This is a genomic window from Actinomyces sp. W5033, assembly GCF_051303165.1.
The window spans coordinates 15,782-31,476 of sequence record NZ_JBPPGD010000006.1 but is presented as its reverse complement, the minus strand read 5'-3'; the positions used below and the strand labels follow the sequence as shown (position 1 = coordinate 31,476).

Below are 15,695 nucleotides of genomic sequence, written 5' to 3'. Positions count from 1 at the left end.
GCGTCCAGTCAGTGGTGCGCGTGCGTGCGCCCCGGGATGAGGGCGGGGTCACCCGTGACCTCGTACTCCGCGACGAGCCTCTTCTCCAGCGAGGTGGCGAACAGGTGCTCGGGGGCGTAGAAACGTGACTCCTGGTACGGGTCCTCGGAGGTCGTCGTGTCCTTGGCGCGCACCGCCTTGACCATGGTGACGGCCGCGCACACCATGACGAAGGCGACGAGCGCGAGGAAGACCACGCTCAGCGTGCCCTGGATCATCGTGTTGCGGATGATCGCGCGCTGCACGGCCACCGCCTCCGGGTCGCTGAGCGTGCCCACCAGCGCCCTGGCGTCGCGCCACTGCTGGAAGTAGCCCACCCGCGAGTCGGTCGAGAAGATCTTCTGCCACGAGGCCGCGAAGGTCACCACCGTGTCGAAGACGAGCGGGACCGCCGGGATCCACGCGTGCCTGAGGTATCCCTTGCGCACCGTCATCACCAGGCACAGCAGCAGGGCGATGGCCGCGATGAGCTGGTTGGCGATGCCGAACAGCGGGTAGAGGGTCTGGATGCCGCCGCGCGGGTCCGTCACCCCCATGAGCAGCAGCGAGCCCCAGGCGGCCACGACGGCCGCCGTCGTCGCCCAGGCGCCCACGTGCCAGGACGGGTCGCGGAACCGGGGCCAGATGTTGCCCAGGGCGTCCCCGAGCTGGAAACGGGCCACACGGGTGACCGCGTCCACCGCGGAGAGGATGAACAGGGCCTCGAACATGATGGCGAAGTGGTACCAGAAGCCCATCATCGCCCTGCCGCCGCCGATCTGGTGGAGGATGTGGGACATGCCGACGGACAGGGTCGGGGCGCCGCCCGTGCGGGAGATAATGCTCGGCTCACCGACGTCCGAGGCGACCTGTCGCAGGGCCTCGGCGCCGGTGTACGTCGTCGGCCTGCCCTGCTCGTCCCAGGAGTCCCACACGGGCACGAGGGAGTCGCCGTGCGCGTCCGTCACCCCGAGGTTGGCCACGGCCTGGGCGGCGACCTCCTCGCGGTCGGCGGCCGTGGAGACGACGTCGGGGCCCGCCAGCGCGTCCATGGTGGCCGCGGAGGTGTTCATGGAGAAGTAGATGCCGGGGGACAGCGAGACGGCTGCGGCCAGAGCCATGATGGCGACGAAGGACTCCATGAGCATGCCGGCGTAACCGATCATGCGCACCTGGCTCTCCTTCTGGATCATCTTCGGGCTCGTGCCCGAGGAGACGGTCGCGTGCATGCCTGACAGGGCACCGCAGGCGATGGTGATGAAGAGGAAGGGGAAGAGCGTCCCGGCGAAGACGGGCCCCGAGGTGTTGAGGGCGAACTCGGAGACCGCAGCCATCTCGACGACGGGCCGCACGATGATGATGCCGGCCGCCAGGACGACGATCGTGCCGACCTTCATGAAGGTGGACAGGTAGTCGCGCGGGGTGAGCAGGACCCACACCGGCAGGACCGCGGCGAGGAAGCCGTAGACGATCATGCACCACACGAGGACGGTGGGCGACAGGTGCAGGTAGGCGCCGAGGGGGGACTCGGCCACCCAGCGACCGCCGATGATGACGCCGATGAGGATGGTGAAGCCGACGACGGAGACCTGGGTGATCCGGCCGGGCTGGACGAAGCGCAGCCACAGCCCCATGCACACGGCGATGGGGATCGTCATGCCGACGCAGAAGACGCCCCAGGGGGACTCGGCGAGCGCGTTGACGCAGACCATCGCCAGGACGGCGAGCACGATCATGAGCATGACGAGGACGACGACGGTGGCCACGGCGCCGCCGACCTTGCCGATCTCGTCGGTCGCCATCTGGCCCAGGGAGCGCCCTCCGCGGCGCATGGAGAAGAACAGGACGAGCATGTCCTGGACCGCGCCGGCGACGACGACGCCGAGGATGATCCACAGCGTGCCCGGCAGGTAGCCCATCTGGGCGGCGAGCACGGGGCCGACGAGGGGCCCGGCGCCGGCGATGGCGGCGAAGTGGTGGCCGTAGAGCACGACGCGGTGGGTGGGGTCGAAGTCGCGGCCGTTGTTGATGCGCTCGGCCGGGGTGGCGTTGGAGTCGTCCGGGCGCATGATCGTGCGCTGGATGTAGAGCGCGTAGAAGCGGTAGCCGATGGCGTAGGTGCACACGGCGGTGACGACGAACCAGATGGTGTTGACGTTCTCGCCGCGGGCGACGGCCAGCATGTACCAGCCGAGGACGCCGACGGCCGTGATGGCCGCCCACAGCGCGATCGACCGCGGCGTCCACTTGTGGTGGGGCCTGATGCCGACGGCGACGCCGTGCGTGTTGCGGATGATGAGCCGCTCCTCCTCCGGGGTGAATGAGGGGGGCGCGGGCTGTTCCTGTGTGTCCATGGAGGAACCTTTGACGGTCGGTAAGGGAAGCCACACCTATGTGGCCGCAGACACACTAGGCCCTGTGCTGTGGAGCCGGAAGGGGTGCGGGGCCGCCCGGCCCCGTCGGCGGCCCGGCTCAGGCGCCGACGGTCGCGTCCGCCTGGTCCTGCGCCTCCTGGTCGGCCTCCAGGCCCTGCTCCTCGAGCGACTGCGGGATGATGACCGGCAGCACCGACCACGGGAAGTTGATCCACTTGTCCGTCTCGCGCCAGCAGTAGTCCGGCGTGAACACCGAGCGCGGCTTGCGGTAGATGACCGCGCTGCGCGCGTCCACCGGGACCGTCTCGTCGCCCAGGTCCAGGCCCTCGTGGCTCAGCAGCTCCATCACCATCTTGAGGGTCTTGCCCGAGTCGGCGACGTCGTCGACCACGAGGACCCTCTTGCCCGGCAGCTCGGAGGCGTCCATGAGCGGAGGCAGGACGACGGGCTCCGGCAGGGTCTGGCCGACTCCCGTGTAGAACTCGACGTTCATCGCCCCCATCGCCTTGACCCCGATGGCGTAGCCGATGGCGCCGGCCGGGATGAGGCCGCCGCGGGCGATGGCGATGATGAGGTCCGGCATCCAGCCGGAGGCGACGATCTGCGCGCTCAGCTCCCGCTCGGCCCGGCCGAAGAGCTCCCAGGTCAGATCCTCCCGCTCGGGGGCGGCGCTCGAGGTGGCGCCGTCGTCGAAGGGCTTGCGGGTGGTGGGGGTGCTGATCGCGTCGCTCACCCTCCAGAGGTTAGTGGCCCACGCCTGCCCACTGCACCTTGGGACGGAGGGCGGCGGGGGACGGAGGGCGGCGGCCTCGGTGCCTTGGTGCGGTGAGCACCACGGCCGCGCAGTGGGCTCCGGCGCTGACCCTGCCCGGGGGCCTCACTAGCCTGGGCGCGTGCCCGACCTCCTCAGCCCCGTCATCGACGTCCTCGCCGCCGCGCCCCTGCTCACCGTCTTCCTTGTCATCGGGCTCGGCACCGCCGTCGGGCACGTGCCCTTCGGGCCCATCCGCTTCGGCGCCGCCGGGGCCCTGTTCGTCGGCCTCGCCCTGGGCGCCCTCGACCCCCGCCTGGGCCAGGATCTCGGCTTCCTGCGCAGCCTTGGCCTGGGACTGTTCTGCTACACCGTCGGCCTGGCCGCCGGCAACACCTTCTTCCGCGACCTCAGGCGTCAGCTGCCCCTCATGAGCCTGGCCGTCGTCGCCCTGCTCGTCGCCGGCGGTGCGGGCGCCTTGTACTCGCGGCTGACCGGCATCAGCCCGGCCTTGGACGCCGGGGCCTACGCCGGTGCCCTGACCTCCCCGGTGCTCGACGCCGCCATCGAGGCCGCCGGGACCCAGGAGCCCGCCGTCGGCTACGCGCTGGCCTACCCTGTGGGTGTCGCCGTCGCCATCCTCGTCGTCGCCCTCATCATCCAGCGTGACTGGCCCGCGGCGCGCGACCCCCGGCCGGCCAGCGCCGACGGCATCACCGCCACCAGCGTCCACCTCCTGCGCCGGGTGCGGCTCGACGAGATGGAGGCCTTCCAACGGGCCCGCATCCGCATCTCCTACCTCGAGCGCGACGGCGACACCCGCGTCGCCACCCCCGGCGAGGAGCTGCTGCCGGGGGACAAGGTCGTCGTCGTCGGTTCCCCGGCGGCGGTCGAGGAGGCCGTCCACGAGCTCGGCTCCGGGCTCAACCGCTGCCTCGCCAAGGACCACAGCGTCGTGGACCACCGGCGCCTGACCGTCTCCTCAACCCGGGTCGCGGGCCGCACCATCGGCGAGCTCGACATGCCTGGCCGCTTCCGGGGGGTCATCACCCGGGTCAAGCGCGGCGACCTCGACCTGCTCGCCCGCGACGACCTCGTGCTCGAGCTCGGTGACCGCGTGCTGGCCGTCGTGCCCTCCGACGAGCTCGAGAGGGCTGCCGACTACTTCGGGGACTCCGAGCGCTCCATCGCCCAGATCGACGCCTTCAGCGTCGGCGCCGGCATGGCCCTGGGTGTCCTGCTGGGCCTGGTCGCCCTGCCCCTGCCCGGCGGGCTCAGCCTCAGGCTGGGCGTCGCCGCCGGGCCGCTCGTCGTCGGCATGGTGCTCGGCAGGCTGGGGCGCACCGGCCCCTTCCTGTGGGGCCTGCCGCACGCCGCCAACGCCACCATCCGCCAGCTCGGCCTGCTGTTCTTCCTCGCCGCCATCGGGCTCGCCTCCGGCCCGGACTTCGCGGCCGCGGCCTTGTCGCTTACCGGCCTCGCCGTCGGTGGCCTGGCCGCGCTCATCGTCGTGGTCAACGCGGCCGTGCTGCTCGCGGGCGCGCGGCTGGCCGGCGTGAGCGCGGTGCGCGCCGCCGGCGGCTTCGCGGGGCTCGTCGGCCAGCCGGCGATCCTCGCCTTCGCCCTGTCCAAGCGAGACGACGAGCGGGTCGAGGCCGGCTACGCCACGCTCTTCGCCCTGGCCATCGTCGTCAAGATCGTCATGGTCCAGGTGCTCGTGGCCCTGTGAGGCTGGTGAGGGCGGGGGACGGAGGCCGACGTCGGGCCTACGCTCAGCACATGCTTGTCGCCTTCTCCGTGTCCCCCACCACCACTGACGCCCCGGACGGCTCCGTCAGCCAGGCCGTGGCGGCCGCCGTGCGCGTGGTGCGCGAGTCCGGCCTGCCCAACGAGACCACCGCCATGTTCACCACCCTTGAGGGCGAGTGGGACGAGTGCATGGACGTCGTCAAGCGCGCCTGTGAGGCCGTGGCGGCGGTGAGCCCGCGCGTCGCCCTGGTCCTCAAGGCCGATATCCGTCCCGGGTGGGAGGGCCAGCTGAGCGCGAAGGTCGAGCGGGTCGAGGAGCACCTACGCTGAGGCCCGCAGGTCAGTGCGCCGGCAGCGCGCGGTGGTGCCGGCATCAGCGCAGCACGGCCAGGACGACGGCGGCCGAGCGGGCCGCCGCCTCGTCGGCGCCGATGTGGAAGTCCTGCCCGGCCTCGGGCCCGCACAGGTCCGAGACCCCTCGCACCGAGAGGAACGGGGTCGCGTGGGCGCGGGCGACCTGCGCGACGGCCGTGGTCTCCATGTCCGTGCTCACGGCCTGCGGGAAGAGACTGCGCGTGGCGCCAACATTCGCCGCGGTGACGAAGGAGCCCCCGGCGAGCATCTGGCCCACGTGCACCCGCGAGGCGCCCGAGGTCGCGGTCGCCGCACGCAGCGCGGCCCCTCCCACCTCGCGCACCCGGGCGACGAGGGCGGCGTCGGCGGGGAAGACGGCCGGCTGGCCCGGCGTCTGGCCGGGCGCGTAGCCGAAGGCGGTGGCATCGACGTCGTTGTAGGCCGCCTCCGTGCAGGCGCACACGTCACCGACCTCGACGGTGCGACCGAGCCCGCCGGTGGTGCCGGCGGAGACGATGGCCCCGGGGGCCACCTGGGCCAGGGCGCTGGCCAGGGCGCTCGCGGCGGCGACCAGCCCGACGCCGCAGCGCAGGAGGACGACCTCGCGCCCGTCGAGGTCCAGGGACCAGGCCTGCGCGGGGCCGGGCAGCTCGACGGCGGGTGCGTGCGCCCGTCCGGGCAGGGCGTGGAGGAAGGGCTCGGCCTCCTCCTGCATGGCGACGACGACGAGGGCTGTGACCGGTCGGGGGCTGGGGCTCATGAGCTGAGCCTAAGCGGGAGCGGCGTGCGCTCCCCGGTCCCGCCTGCCCCCAACTCCTCGGTTTGCGCGCGAACTCCCTGGGGTTAGGCCGTACGCTCGCGCGCAAACCGAGGAGTTGGGGGTGGGGGCGGTGAGGCTGGGGGCGGGGCCTCGGCACCGGCGGGTGCGGTGAGCCGCGCGAGCACCACCTCGACGCTCAGGCGCAGGTAGCCCTCCGGCCCTCCGCCCACGCCCCTGGTCTCACCGACGGCCTCCGCCCGGATGGAGTCGAGGAAGAACATGGCGACGATGTCGGTGATGACCTCGGCGGGAAGCAGCGGGGTGCGTCCCAGCCGGGCGAGAATCTCCTCGATGAGCCCGCCGACGACGGCGGTGAACTCCTGGCGCACGCCTGCGGGGGCTTGCTGGTGGGCGCCGTCTGCCTCACCGCGCTCCTCGGGGTGGCGCATGAGGTGGAGGCTCTGCTCGCTCGAGAGGATGTACAGCGCGCGGACCTCGGGCCTCACGGCGTCGAGCAGGTCCATGATCGCGTCGATCGAGATGGTCTCGGGAAGGTCGTCCAGCGCTGCGCGGATGGATACCAGCAGCCGGGCCGAGTGGGTCCGGAGCGCCTCGACGAGGACCTCGTCGAGGGAGGAGAAGTTGGAGTAGAAGGCCCCGCGCGTGAAGCCGGCGGCAGAGACGACGTCGTCGATGCGGGCGGCCCCGAGACCCTTGCTGATGATGACGTCGGCAGCGGCGTCAATGAGGCGGGCCCTCGTGTTCTCGCGCTTGCGCAGCCGCGTCTCAGCCAGGGACGGGCGCCTGCGGGTCAGGTGGGGCATGTCTTCTCCGGGGACGGGTGGGGTCAGGGAAGCGGGCCAGGTCGGCGGTGGGCCGGTGTCTGGGGAGTCACAGCCACAGCAACTTCCATACACAAGTGTACCGAGTACATTCGTGTATGGAAGTTTCGGTCCCCTCACCCGGGCACCCAGAAAGGAAGCGCGTTGTCCGCCCTCCTCCACAGCCTCGGACGCTGGTGCGCCCAGCACGCCACCCGTGTCATCGCCCTCTGGCTCACCGTCATCGCCGTCCTCGGCGCCGTCGTCGGCGCCACCGGCGTCAATCTCTCCAGCGCCTTCACCATCAACGACGTCGAGTCCATACAGGGCCTTAACGTCCTGGCCAACCGGCTCCCCCAGGCCGCCGGCACCACCGAGCAGGTCCTGTTCACCGCCGACGACGGCAACATCGAGGCCCACCGCGCCACCATCGACCGCTTCATCGACGCCGCTGGCAGCCTCGAGGGCGTCGCCGCCGTCACCCACCCCTTCGGCTCCGAGGCCGACGCCGCAACCGGGACCCCCGCCTCCGCCAGCACCGTCTCCGACGACGGCGCCCACGTCCTGGCCCAGATCCAGGCCGACGCCGCGGTCGGCTCCCTCACCTCCGGGGCCGCAACCGGCGCCGCCCAGCGCCTTGCCGCCGACATCGCCGGTCTCATCGAGACCACCCACGCCACCGACCCGGCCCTGACCATCCAGTCCTCCGGCACCATCGGCGCCACCGTCAGCCTCGGCATCGGCCCCCAGGAGCTCGTCGGCGTCGTCGTCGCCTTCGTCGTCCTGCTCCTCACCTTCGGCTCGGTCCTGGCCGCCGGAGCCCCGCTCATCTCCGCCTTCTTCGGCGTCGCCACCGGCATGCTCGGCATCTTCGCCGTCGCCAACACCATCGACGTCACCTCCGTCACCCCGGTGCTCGCCGTCATGATCGGACTCGCCGTCGGCATTGACTACGCCCTGTTCATCATCTCCCGGGCACGCGAGTACCTGGCCGACGGCGTCAGTGGCACCGACGCCGCCGCACGGGCCACCGCCACCGCCGGCTCCGCCGTCGTCTTCGCCGGCACGACCGTCATCGTCGCCCTGTGCGGCCTCGCGGTCGCCCGCATCCCCTTCCTCACCACCATGGGCATCGCCTCCGCAGCCGTCGTCGCCTGCGCGGTCCTCGTGTCCCTCACCGTCGTGCCCGCCCTCATCGGCCTGCTCGGCGAGCGCCTGCGGCCTCGCAGGCGCGCCGACCGCCGCTCCTCCGCCCGCCCGGGCCCCGCCACCCGCTGGGTGCGAGGCGTCACCCGCCACCCGTGGCTGTCCATCACGGCTGTCGTCGCCCTGCTCGCGCTCGCCGCCATCCCGGTCACCGGCCTCAGGCTGGCCCTCACCGACAACGGATTCGAGCCCAAGGGCACCCAGGCCCGCGACACCTATGACGCCATCGCCGAGGCCTACGGCGACGGCTACAACTCACCCATCATCGTCATCGCGGACATCACGACCTCCACCGACCCCCTCGGCGTCGTGCAGGAGCTGTCCCAGCGCCTGGAGTCCATCGACGGCGTCGACGACGTCGCCATGGCCACCCCCAACCAGGACGCCACCCTCGCCCTCGTCCAGATCCGCCCCTTGCACGGGCAGGCGGACGAGCGCACCGAGGCCGTCGTCCACACGGTCCGCGCCCGTGCCCCCCAGTGGCAGGAGGAGCTGGGCGTCACCGACCTCATGGTCACCGGGCAGACCGCTGTCGCCATCGACGTCGCCGAGTCCCTCAACAGCGCGCTGCTGCCCTTCGGGCTCGTCGTCGTCGGGCTGTCCCTCATCCTGCTTATGGTCGTCTTCCGCTCCCTGGCCGTGCCCCTGACCGCGACACTGGGATACCTCGGCTCCCTGGCCGCCGGCATGGGGGTCGCCGGTGCCGTCTTCGGCTGGGGGTGGCTCGCGGGCCCGCTCGGCGTCACCAAGGTCGGCGCCGTCATCTCCTTCATGCCGGTCATCGTCATGGGTGTGCTCTTCGGCCTCGCCATGGACTACGAGGTCTTCCTCGTCTCACGCATGCGCGAGGAGTGGATCCGCAGCGGCGGCCCGGCCGCCGTCGCCGCCGGCCGCCACGACGAGGCCCGCGCGCTGTCCCAGCGGGCCGTCCAGCGCGGCTTCACGGGCTCCGCGACGGTCGTCGGCGCTGCCGCCGTCATCATGACCGCCGTCTTCGCCGGCTTCATCCCCGCCGAGCTCGTCCAGATCAAGCCGATCGCCATCGCCCTGACCGTCGGCATCGCCGTGGACGCCTTCGTCGTGCGCATGACCCTCGTGCCCGCGCTGATGAGCGTGCTGGGACCGTGGGCCTGGTGGCTGCCGCGCTGGCTCGAGCGCCAGATCCCCGTCATCGACGTCGAGGGCGAGGGCCTGGCCCGCACCCTCGAGCACGAGGCCTGGACCGCTGGGCACGGCGAGGTCGTCCTGCGCGCTGAGGGCCTCAGCGCCGCCGACGCCGACGGCGCCGCCCTGGCCGGACTCGACCTCACCGTCGCCGCCGGGGAGGTCGCGCTCGTGCGCACCACCCGCTCCCTCTCGCGCCGGGCCCTGGCCGCCCTCGCGGGCGGGCGCCTGCAGCCCAGCAGCGGTGTGCTCGCCGTAGCCGGCCACGTCCTGCCCGACGGCACCGCTGCCATCCAGTCCGTCACCACCGCCGTCCACGCCTACGACGACCCCGTGGACCCGCGTGTCGCCCTCGTCGTCGTCGATGACCCCGGACAGCGGCGGTGGGGGCGGGTGGCGCGGCTTGCGGCCGACGGTGTCGCCGTCGTCGTCACGGTGGGCGCCGGTACACCCCTGGTCCCGCCCACCGGATGCGGGGTCGAGGTCAGCAGCGTCGTTGACGTTGACGCCGACGGCACCGCCCACCTGCTCCGCGCACCCTCACGGCGGGCTGGGCGGCAGGGCCCACCGCCCGGCGCCCCCGCCGCCACCATGACCGCCATCCACACTGAAGGAACCGAGGTCCACGCATGAAGCGCCGCCCCCTCATCCTCTCCCTCCTCGTCGTCCTGCTGCCCGCCCTCGCCGGGCTCATGGTCGTCAGCGCCGCCCAGACGCCCGCCGCCGAGGCGGCCACCATCCCCGCCGCCATCGTCAACGACGACGGCATCGGGGCCACCACTGCCGACGGGCGGTCCCTGCCCGCCGGCCGTATGCTCGTCGGCCGTCTCACCAGCCCCGAGGCCGCGCTCACCGCCCGCTCCACCACCGGGGCCTCCACCGGCGTCCTCGACTACGAGGTCGTCAGCGCCGAGGCCGCCGCTCAGGGGCTGTCGGACGGCACCTACGACGTCGTCGTCACCATCCCGAAGGGCTTCAGCCAGTCCATCGTCGCCACCCTGTCCGGGACCGCGACCCCCGCCGCCATCGAGCTGCGCACCACGGACGCCGCCTCTCAGGCCGTGGCCGCCGCCAGCGCGGACGTCGTCTCCGCCGCCGCCGACTCGCTCGGCACGACCGTGTCGATCGCCTACCTCAACGGCTCCCTCACCTCCATGACCACCATGGCCGAGCAGGTGGGCCTCATGGCAGAGGCGGCCACCGCACTGTCTGACGGGGCGGACGCGATGTCTGAGGGCGCCACCGGCCTGGACGCGGGAGCCGGCACGCTGGCCCAGGGCGCCACCGGCCTCGCCGACGGCCTGGCCCGCCTCGACGGTGGGGCCAGCCAGCTGGCCAGCGGGGTGGGTGCGGGCGCCGGCGGCGCCACCTCCCTGTCCGGAGCCACGACGAGGCTCTCCGACGGCGCCTCCGCCCTCGCGAGCGGGACCGGTGACCTTGCCAGCGGCGCCGCCACCCTGTCCGAGGGCGTCAGGAGCCTCGACGGCGGGGCCCGTGACCTGGCCACCGGGGCCGGCACCCTGTCCGCCGGCGTCACCAGCTATGTCACCGCCGTCGGACAGCTGCGCACCAGCCTCACCACCCGGATCGCCCCCGGGGCAGACGACCTCGCCACCGGCCTGAGCGCGCTCAGTGCGGGACTGGGGGGCGCCGCCGACGACGTCGCCTCGGGCACCCTGTACGGCGGCGTCAACGCGCTTGCGGCCGGGGCCTCCGCCGCCTCCGCCGGGGTGGGCGAGTACGTTGCCGGGGTGTCGGCTGCCGCGACCGGCCTGGGGCAGGCCACCGCCCTGGCCTCCTCCGCCTACGAGAGGTGTGTCGCCGACCACGGAGCCGACGACGCCACCTGCGTCATGCTCGCCCAGGCGACCGGTGCGCTGGGCACCACCGAGGACACGGCTGCCTCGGGCACCGTCCTCGGCGGCCTCAACACCCTCGTGGCCCGCGGCACGGGCGTCACCAACGCCGCCAGTGCCCTCGACGCCGGCGCCGCGGCGCTGCTCCATCAGATGCCCGCGCTTGCCGACGGCGCCGCCTCCGCGGCCACCGGGGCCGCTGAGCTCGCTGACGGGCTGGGTGGCGCCACCGACGTCTACGACCCGGCCACCGGCACCGGGGCCAGCGTGACGGGCGTGCTCAACACGCTGGCCGCCCAGGGCGCAGTGCTCACGGTGGGGGCCACGCAGCTGTCCGACGGCGTGACGTCCCTGTCCACCGGCACCTCTGGCCTCGCCACCGGGGCCTCGACCCTCTCCGACGGGGTCGCCGGCCTGTCCACCGGCGCGACGAACCTGAGCGCAGGCGCCTCACAGCTGTCCCAGGGCGCCGTATCGCTTGCGGAGGGGCTCACGACCCTCACCAGCGGGGCCACCGCCGTCTCGAGCGGGACCGCCACCGCCGTGCAGGGGGCCACGCAGCTGTCCGACGGCGCCTCCCGGCTCGCCGTCGGCACCGGTGAGCTCGTCACCGGCTCCGCGGACCTGGCCGACGGGGCCACGCGGCTCAACGACGGCATCAGCACCGCAGCCGGCTCCCTGCCCTCCTACACCCCGGAGGAGGCTGCGGCGCTGGCCTCCTCGCTCGCCCAGCCCGTGACGGTTGACGCCACCGGCGCCACGGGGGCCGATGAGCGCACGAGCGTGGCGCCGGGCGCCGTCGCCCTGGCCCTGTGGGTTGGTGCGCTCGTGTGCGTGGCAGGGCTGGGTGTGCTCACCCGTCGTCGTGTCGAGTCGGCCATGACGCCGGCCCGCCTGGCGGTTGCCGAGCTGCGGCCCGCCCTCGCGCTCGCGGTGGTCCAGGCCCTCCTCGTCGTTGTCGTCGTCCTCCTGGCCGGGGTGGAGACCGGGGGCACCGGGACGGTCGTGCGGGTGCTCGCCCTCGCCGCTGTCGGCGCCGTGGCGATGACGACGCTGCACGCGGCCCTCGTCGCGGCGCTTGGCAACCGTGCCGGCACCGCCGTGTCCCTGCTCCTGCTCGTGGTGCAGGCCGTCGTGGTCCTGTCCGTGCCGAGCGGGGCGCTGGCGGGGCTGTCCGGGGGCCTGCCGGCCACGGTCCTCGCGCAGGCGCTGCGCGGGGTGGTGCTCGGGGCGGCGGGCTCCATCGGGGTGGGCGGCGCGCTCGCCGTGCTGTGCGCGTGGGCGGTGGGGAGCGTCGTCGTGCTCACCCTGGCGGTGAGGCGGCGGCGGGCGACCAGCCTTGAGGCGCTGCGCCGCCTGGGCAGCCCCGACGTCGTGCCCGCCTGACGCGCCCGGCCCACACGGCCCGCGCCTGCCACCCGGCCCACGCCCCTCGTCTCCACCTCCTCGCCTCCATCTCCTCGCCTCCATCTCCTCGGTTTGGGCTCGAACTCCACCCCAACTCCCAGGGAGTTCGCGCGCAACCCGAGGAGTTCGGCGGCACGATGAGGGCATGAACGAGACCTCACCCGCACAGCCCTTCACCCCCGCCCGCTACGTCGAGCCCGAGGACTTCCCCGCCTGCGAGCTGTCCACCCCCTCGATGCGCACCCTCGAGGCGGTGGACCGCCCCCGCTACGGCGTCATCCGCCTGAACGTCGAGTACACGGTCAAGGACGGCACCGCCCGCCACCTGCAGGTCCTCATGCCGCCGCGCGCCACCACCTGGCCCGACACCGCCACCGATGTCTACCCGACGGTGCTCTACGTCCAGGGCTCGGCCTTCCGCGAGCAGCAGCTCGGCCTCGAGATGGCCAACCTCGCCGGCTTCGCCGCCCGCGGCTACGTCGTCGCCATCGTCCAGTACCGCGGCAGCGAGATCGCGCCCTTCCCCGCCCAGGCGAAGGACGCCAAGACGGCGGTGCGGTGGCTGCGCGAGCACGCGAGCGAGTACCACGTGGACGTGGACCGCATGGCCATGTGGGGCGACTCCTCCGGCGGCCACACCACCCTCATGACCTACGCCACCGGCACCGCCGGGGCCGACGACGACCCCGCCTTCTCCGACGAGCCCGTGACTCAGGAGCTGGGGCTCAGGGCCTTCGTCGACTACTACGGCCCCACCCACATCGGCCGCATGAACGAGCACCCCTCCATCCAGGACCACCTCGAGGCGCACTCGCCGGTGGGCGACCTCATCGGCGGCGTGCGGGTGGACGAGCACCCCGAGCTCGTCGCCCCCACCGTCATCTGGGACCACGTGCCGCCCGCGAGCGAGCGCGCGCTGCCGCCCCTGCTCGTCATCCACGGCGACAAGGACCGCATCGTGTCCTTCTCCCAGTCCGTGTGGCTCGTGGAGGACCTGGAGGCCAAGGGGCAGGACGTCACCTTCTTCCGCCTGGCGGGGGCCGACCACGGCGGCGCCCCCTTCTGGCAGCCGGAGGTGCTCGACGTCGTTGACGACTTCCTCCGCCAGCACCTGGCCTGAGCGCCTCTGCCTTCACCTCCAACCCCGAACTCCTCGGTTTGCGCTCGAGGTCCCTGGGAGTTGGGGTGGTGTTCGAGCGCAAACCGAGGAGTTGGGCGGGGCTAGGGGGCAGGGCAGGGGCTCAGGCGACCGGGAGCTCGTCGACGCGGTTGTCGTAGGGGCCCTCGCCCAGCACCGTCCACACGCGCACAGCCGTCAGCCGCAGCCCCATCCGCACCGCACCCGGCGCCACCTCGGGCGCAGCCCCCACCTCGACGTCGGCCTCCGCGCTGAACCAGCCCCGGTGCGGGGGCGGCGTCGGCCCGCTGAGCGTGGCCCGGGGCAGCAGCCCCACCTGCCTCACCTTCGCGGTCCCCAACGTCGCCAGCACACTCACCCGCCCGCTCCTGCCGGCCGGGTCCGCGAACACCGTCACCGGGCGGCTGCGCGGCCCCGCGCCCCCGACGGTCGTCATCATGACGACGCGCCCGGGCGCCAGCAGCGCGTCTGCGCCAGGCAGGACGACGCCGGCGCCCTCCCCGGTACCGGCCCCTGGGGGCACGGCAGCCGGGTCCTGGTCCACCACGCCGTCCACCACGGCTCAGGCGGCCGGGGGCTCGTCGTCGGGCACGACGACGGTCCACTGGTCGCGCGCTGCCAGGAAGGCGCGCACGGCCGCCTGGGCCTCGGCCAGGGAGTGGTTCGCGCCCCAGCCGCACTGGACCTCGTTGGCGGCGGGCACCTGGGTGGCCGCCAGGATGTCGCGGCACGTCGCCTCAAGCAGCGCCGCGAACTCCTCCGGCTCGATACCGAGGGTGAGGGCGTAGAAGCCCGTCTGGCAGCCCATGGGCGAGAAGTCCACGAGCCGGTCCGTGTGGTTGCGCATGAGCTCGGCCGTCAGGTGCTCGATGGAGTGCACGGCCCGCATCCCCAGGTGCTCGACGTTGGGCTGGCACAGGCGCACGTCGTACTTGACAAGCACGTCCCCGCCCGGCAGGCGCTTGCGGTCCGCCACCCGCACGAAGGGCGCGAGGACCCTCGTGTGGTCGAGGTTGAAGGACTCGACGTTCATCCGGGGGCCGTCGGTCAGGGTGGACGACTCGTTGTGCTCACTCATGGCCCCAGGGTAGGCGGGCTGCGCGGCAGGATGGGGCCGTGCCCGACACCCCAGCCCCCACCGCGCCGGCCTCACAGCCCCGCCCGGCGCCGGCCGCCCCACCGTCCCCGCGCCGCTGCCCGCTGGCCCGATACATCCTTGGCGAGACCTGCGCCCCCACCCTCGTCTACCTCCACGGCATCACCTCCAGCGCCGTGTCCAGCTCTGGCGCCATCGAGCACTGGGCCGCGGCCGGATACCGGGTCCTCGCCCTCGACGCCCGTGGGCACGGGCTGTCGCCCCGGTGGCGCGAGGAGGAGCTGGCCGAGGCCGGCACCGTCCTCCTCGAGGACCTCCTCCACACCCTGGGCGAGCTCGCCCAGGAGCGCCACGCCCGCCGTGCCGTCGGCCTTCCGGTCGCTGCGGCGCGCCCCGTCGTCGTCGGCCACTCGATGGGGGCCGCCACCGCGATGGTCGCCGCCACCCGGCGCCCCGACCTGCTCAGCGGCGCCCTGCTCATCGACCCCGCCCGCTACGGCACCCGCGGCCCCGCGGAGCTGCGTGAGCGCGGCGCCGCCCGGGCCCGGCTGCGTGCGAGGGACCTGGCCGACCTTCCCGCCGCCCTCAGCCGTGCCCTGGCCGACGACGAGCTGCCCGACGTCGAGGCCCTCACCAGCGTCTGGGCCCAGCAGCGCACGGACCCGGCCCTGCTGACCACCGGCGTCGTCGCCCCCGAGGTCCCCTGGACGCAGACCATGGCGGCGCTCGCGGTCCCGACCCTGCTTGTCACCGGCGACCGGCCCGGCTCGGCACGCGTGGGCACCGCGGGCCTGGCGCTCCTGCGTGGCCTGGGCAACCCGTGGCTCGAGACCGCCCTCGTGCCCGGTGCCGGGCACGACGTGCGCCGCAGCGACCCTCAGGCCTTCCACCAGGTGACCGACCCCTGGCTGCACCGGGTCCTCGGCGCCTGACCCCGCCCGCGCACCGGCTTCGGTGCCGCATGAGGGTGACCCGAACACCGACGCGCCACAGCATGAGC

Annotated in this window: 12 protein-coding genes; 6 read left to right on the top strand and 6 right to left on the bottom strand. The window is 73.4% G+C overall.

Annotated features, from left to right (window positions below):
• Positions 1 to 8: 8 nt before the first annotated feature.
• Positions 9 to 2,372, bottom strand: coding sequence for a carbon starvation CstA family protein (locus ACSJJR_RS05325; RefSeq protein ID WP_435942484.1), 2,364 nt, complete (start codon positions 2,370 to 2,372; stop codon positions 9 to 11).
• A gap of 118 nt (positions 2,373 to 2,490) precedes the next feature.
• Complete coding sequence (locus tag ACSJJR_RS05320) at positions 2,491 to 3,114, bottom strand: phosphoribosyltransferase (RefSeq protein ID WP_435942666.1); 624 nt, start codon at positions 3,112 to 3,114, stop codon at positions 2,491 to 2,493.
• A gap of 172 nt (positions 3,115 to 3,286) precedes the next feature.
• Between ACSJJR_RS05320 and ACSJJR_RS05315 the strand changes: the two genes are divergently transcribed.
• Together ACSJJR_RS05315 and ACSJJR_RS05310 are read left to right on the top strand one after the other, a co-directional pair.
• A complete protein-coding gene (locus ACSJJR_RS05315; RefSeq protein ID WP_435942482.1) occupies positions 3,287 to 4,873 on the top strand; it encodes an aspartate:alanine exchanger family transporter in 1,587 nt (528 codons plus the stop codon).
• Between the two features lie 50 nt (positions 4,874 to 4,923).
• The gene (locus ACSJJR_RS05310; protein ID WP_435942481.1) at positions 4,924 to 5,223 is read left to right on the top strand and encodes an MTH1187 family thiamine-binding protein; all 300 of its coding nucleotides are present in this window, start codon (positions 4,924 to 4,926) and stop codon (positions 5,221 to 5,223) included.
• A 43-nt stretch (positions 5,224 to 5,266) separates the two neighbouring features.
• Here ACSJJR_RS05310 and mtnN read toward each other — a convergent pair whose 3' ends face one another.
• Positions 5,267 to 6,007: a 5'-methylthioadenosine/S-adenosylhomocysteine nucleosidase gene (gene mtnN, locus ACSJJR_RS05305; protein WP_435942479.1), complete on the bottom strand. Its 741-nt coding sequence runs from the start codon at positions 6,005 to 6,007 to the stop codon at positions 5,267 to 5,269.
• Between the two features lie 83 nt (positions 6,008 to 6,090).
• A complete protein-coding gene (locus ACSJJR_RS05300) occupies positions 6,091 to 6,831 on the bottom strand; it encodes a TetR/AcrR family transcriptional regulator (RefSeq protein WP_435942478.1) in 741 nt (246 codons plus the stop codon).
• A 162-nt stretch (positions 6,832 to 6,993) separates the two neighbouring features.
• Here ACSJJR_RS05300 and ACSJJR_RS05295 point away from each other — a divergent pair, with 162 nt between their 5' ends.
• From ACSJJR_RS05295 to ACSJJR_RS05285, 3 genes are all read left to right on the top strand, one after another.
• The gene (locus ACSJJR_RS05295) at positions 6,994 to 9,831 is read left to right on the top strand and encodes an MMPL family transporter (protein ID WP_435942477.1); all 2,838 of its coding nucleotides are present in this window, start codon (positions 6,994 to 6,996) and stop codon (positions 9,829 to 9,831) included.
• Positions 9,828 to 12,440, top strand: a complete 2,613-nt coding sequence (locus ACSJJR_RS05290; protein WP_435942475.1) for an ABC transporter permease — start codon at positions 9,828 to 9,830, stop codon at positions 12,438 to 12,440. The genes ACSJJR_RS05295 and ACSJJR_RS05290 overlap by 4 nt, the downstream gene beginning before the upstream one ends.
• Before the next feature lie 166 nt (positions 12,441 to 12,606).
• The gene (locus tag ACSJJR_RS05285) at positions 12,607 to 13,581 is read left to right on the top strand and encodes an alpha/beta hydrolase fold domain-containing protein (RefSeq protein ID WP_435942474.1); all 975 of its coding nucleotides are present in this window, start codon (positions 12,607 to 12,609) and stop codon (positions 13,579 to 13,581) included.
• 121 nt (positions 13,582 to 13,702) lie between these two features.
• Here ACSJJR_RS05285 and ACSJJR_RS05280 read toward each other — a convergent pair whose 3' ends face one another.
• Both ACSJJR_RS05280 and ACSJJR_RS05275 read right to left on the bottom strand, forming a co-directional pair.
• Positions 13,703 to 14,143 (bottom strand): hypothetical protein, encoded by a 441-nt coding sequence (locus ACSJJR_RS05280; protein WP_435942472.1) that lies wholly within the window; start codon positions 14,141 to 14,143, stop codon positions 13,703 to 13,705.
• Between the two features lie 18 nt (positions 14,144 to 14,161).
• A complete protein-coding gene (locus ACSJJR_RS05275; RefSeq protein WP_435942470.1) occupies positions 14,162 to 14,677 on the bottom strand; it encodes an S-ribosylhomocysteine lyase in 516 nt (171 codons plus the stop codon).
• 38 nt (positions 14,678 to 14,715) lie between these two features.
• On the opposite strand from ACSJJR_RS05275, the gene ACSJJR_RS05270 reads away from it, so the two are divergent.
• Positions 14,716 to 15,627 (top strand): alpha/beta hydrolase, encoded by a 912-nt coding sequence (locus ACSJJR_RS05270; protein WP_435942468.1) that lies wholly within the window; start codon positions 14,716 to 14,718, stop codon positions 15,625 to 15,627.
• Positions 15,628 to 15,695 lie beyond the last annotated feature (68 nt).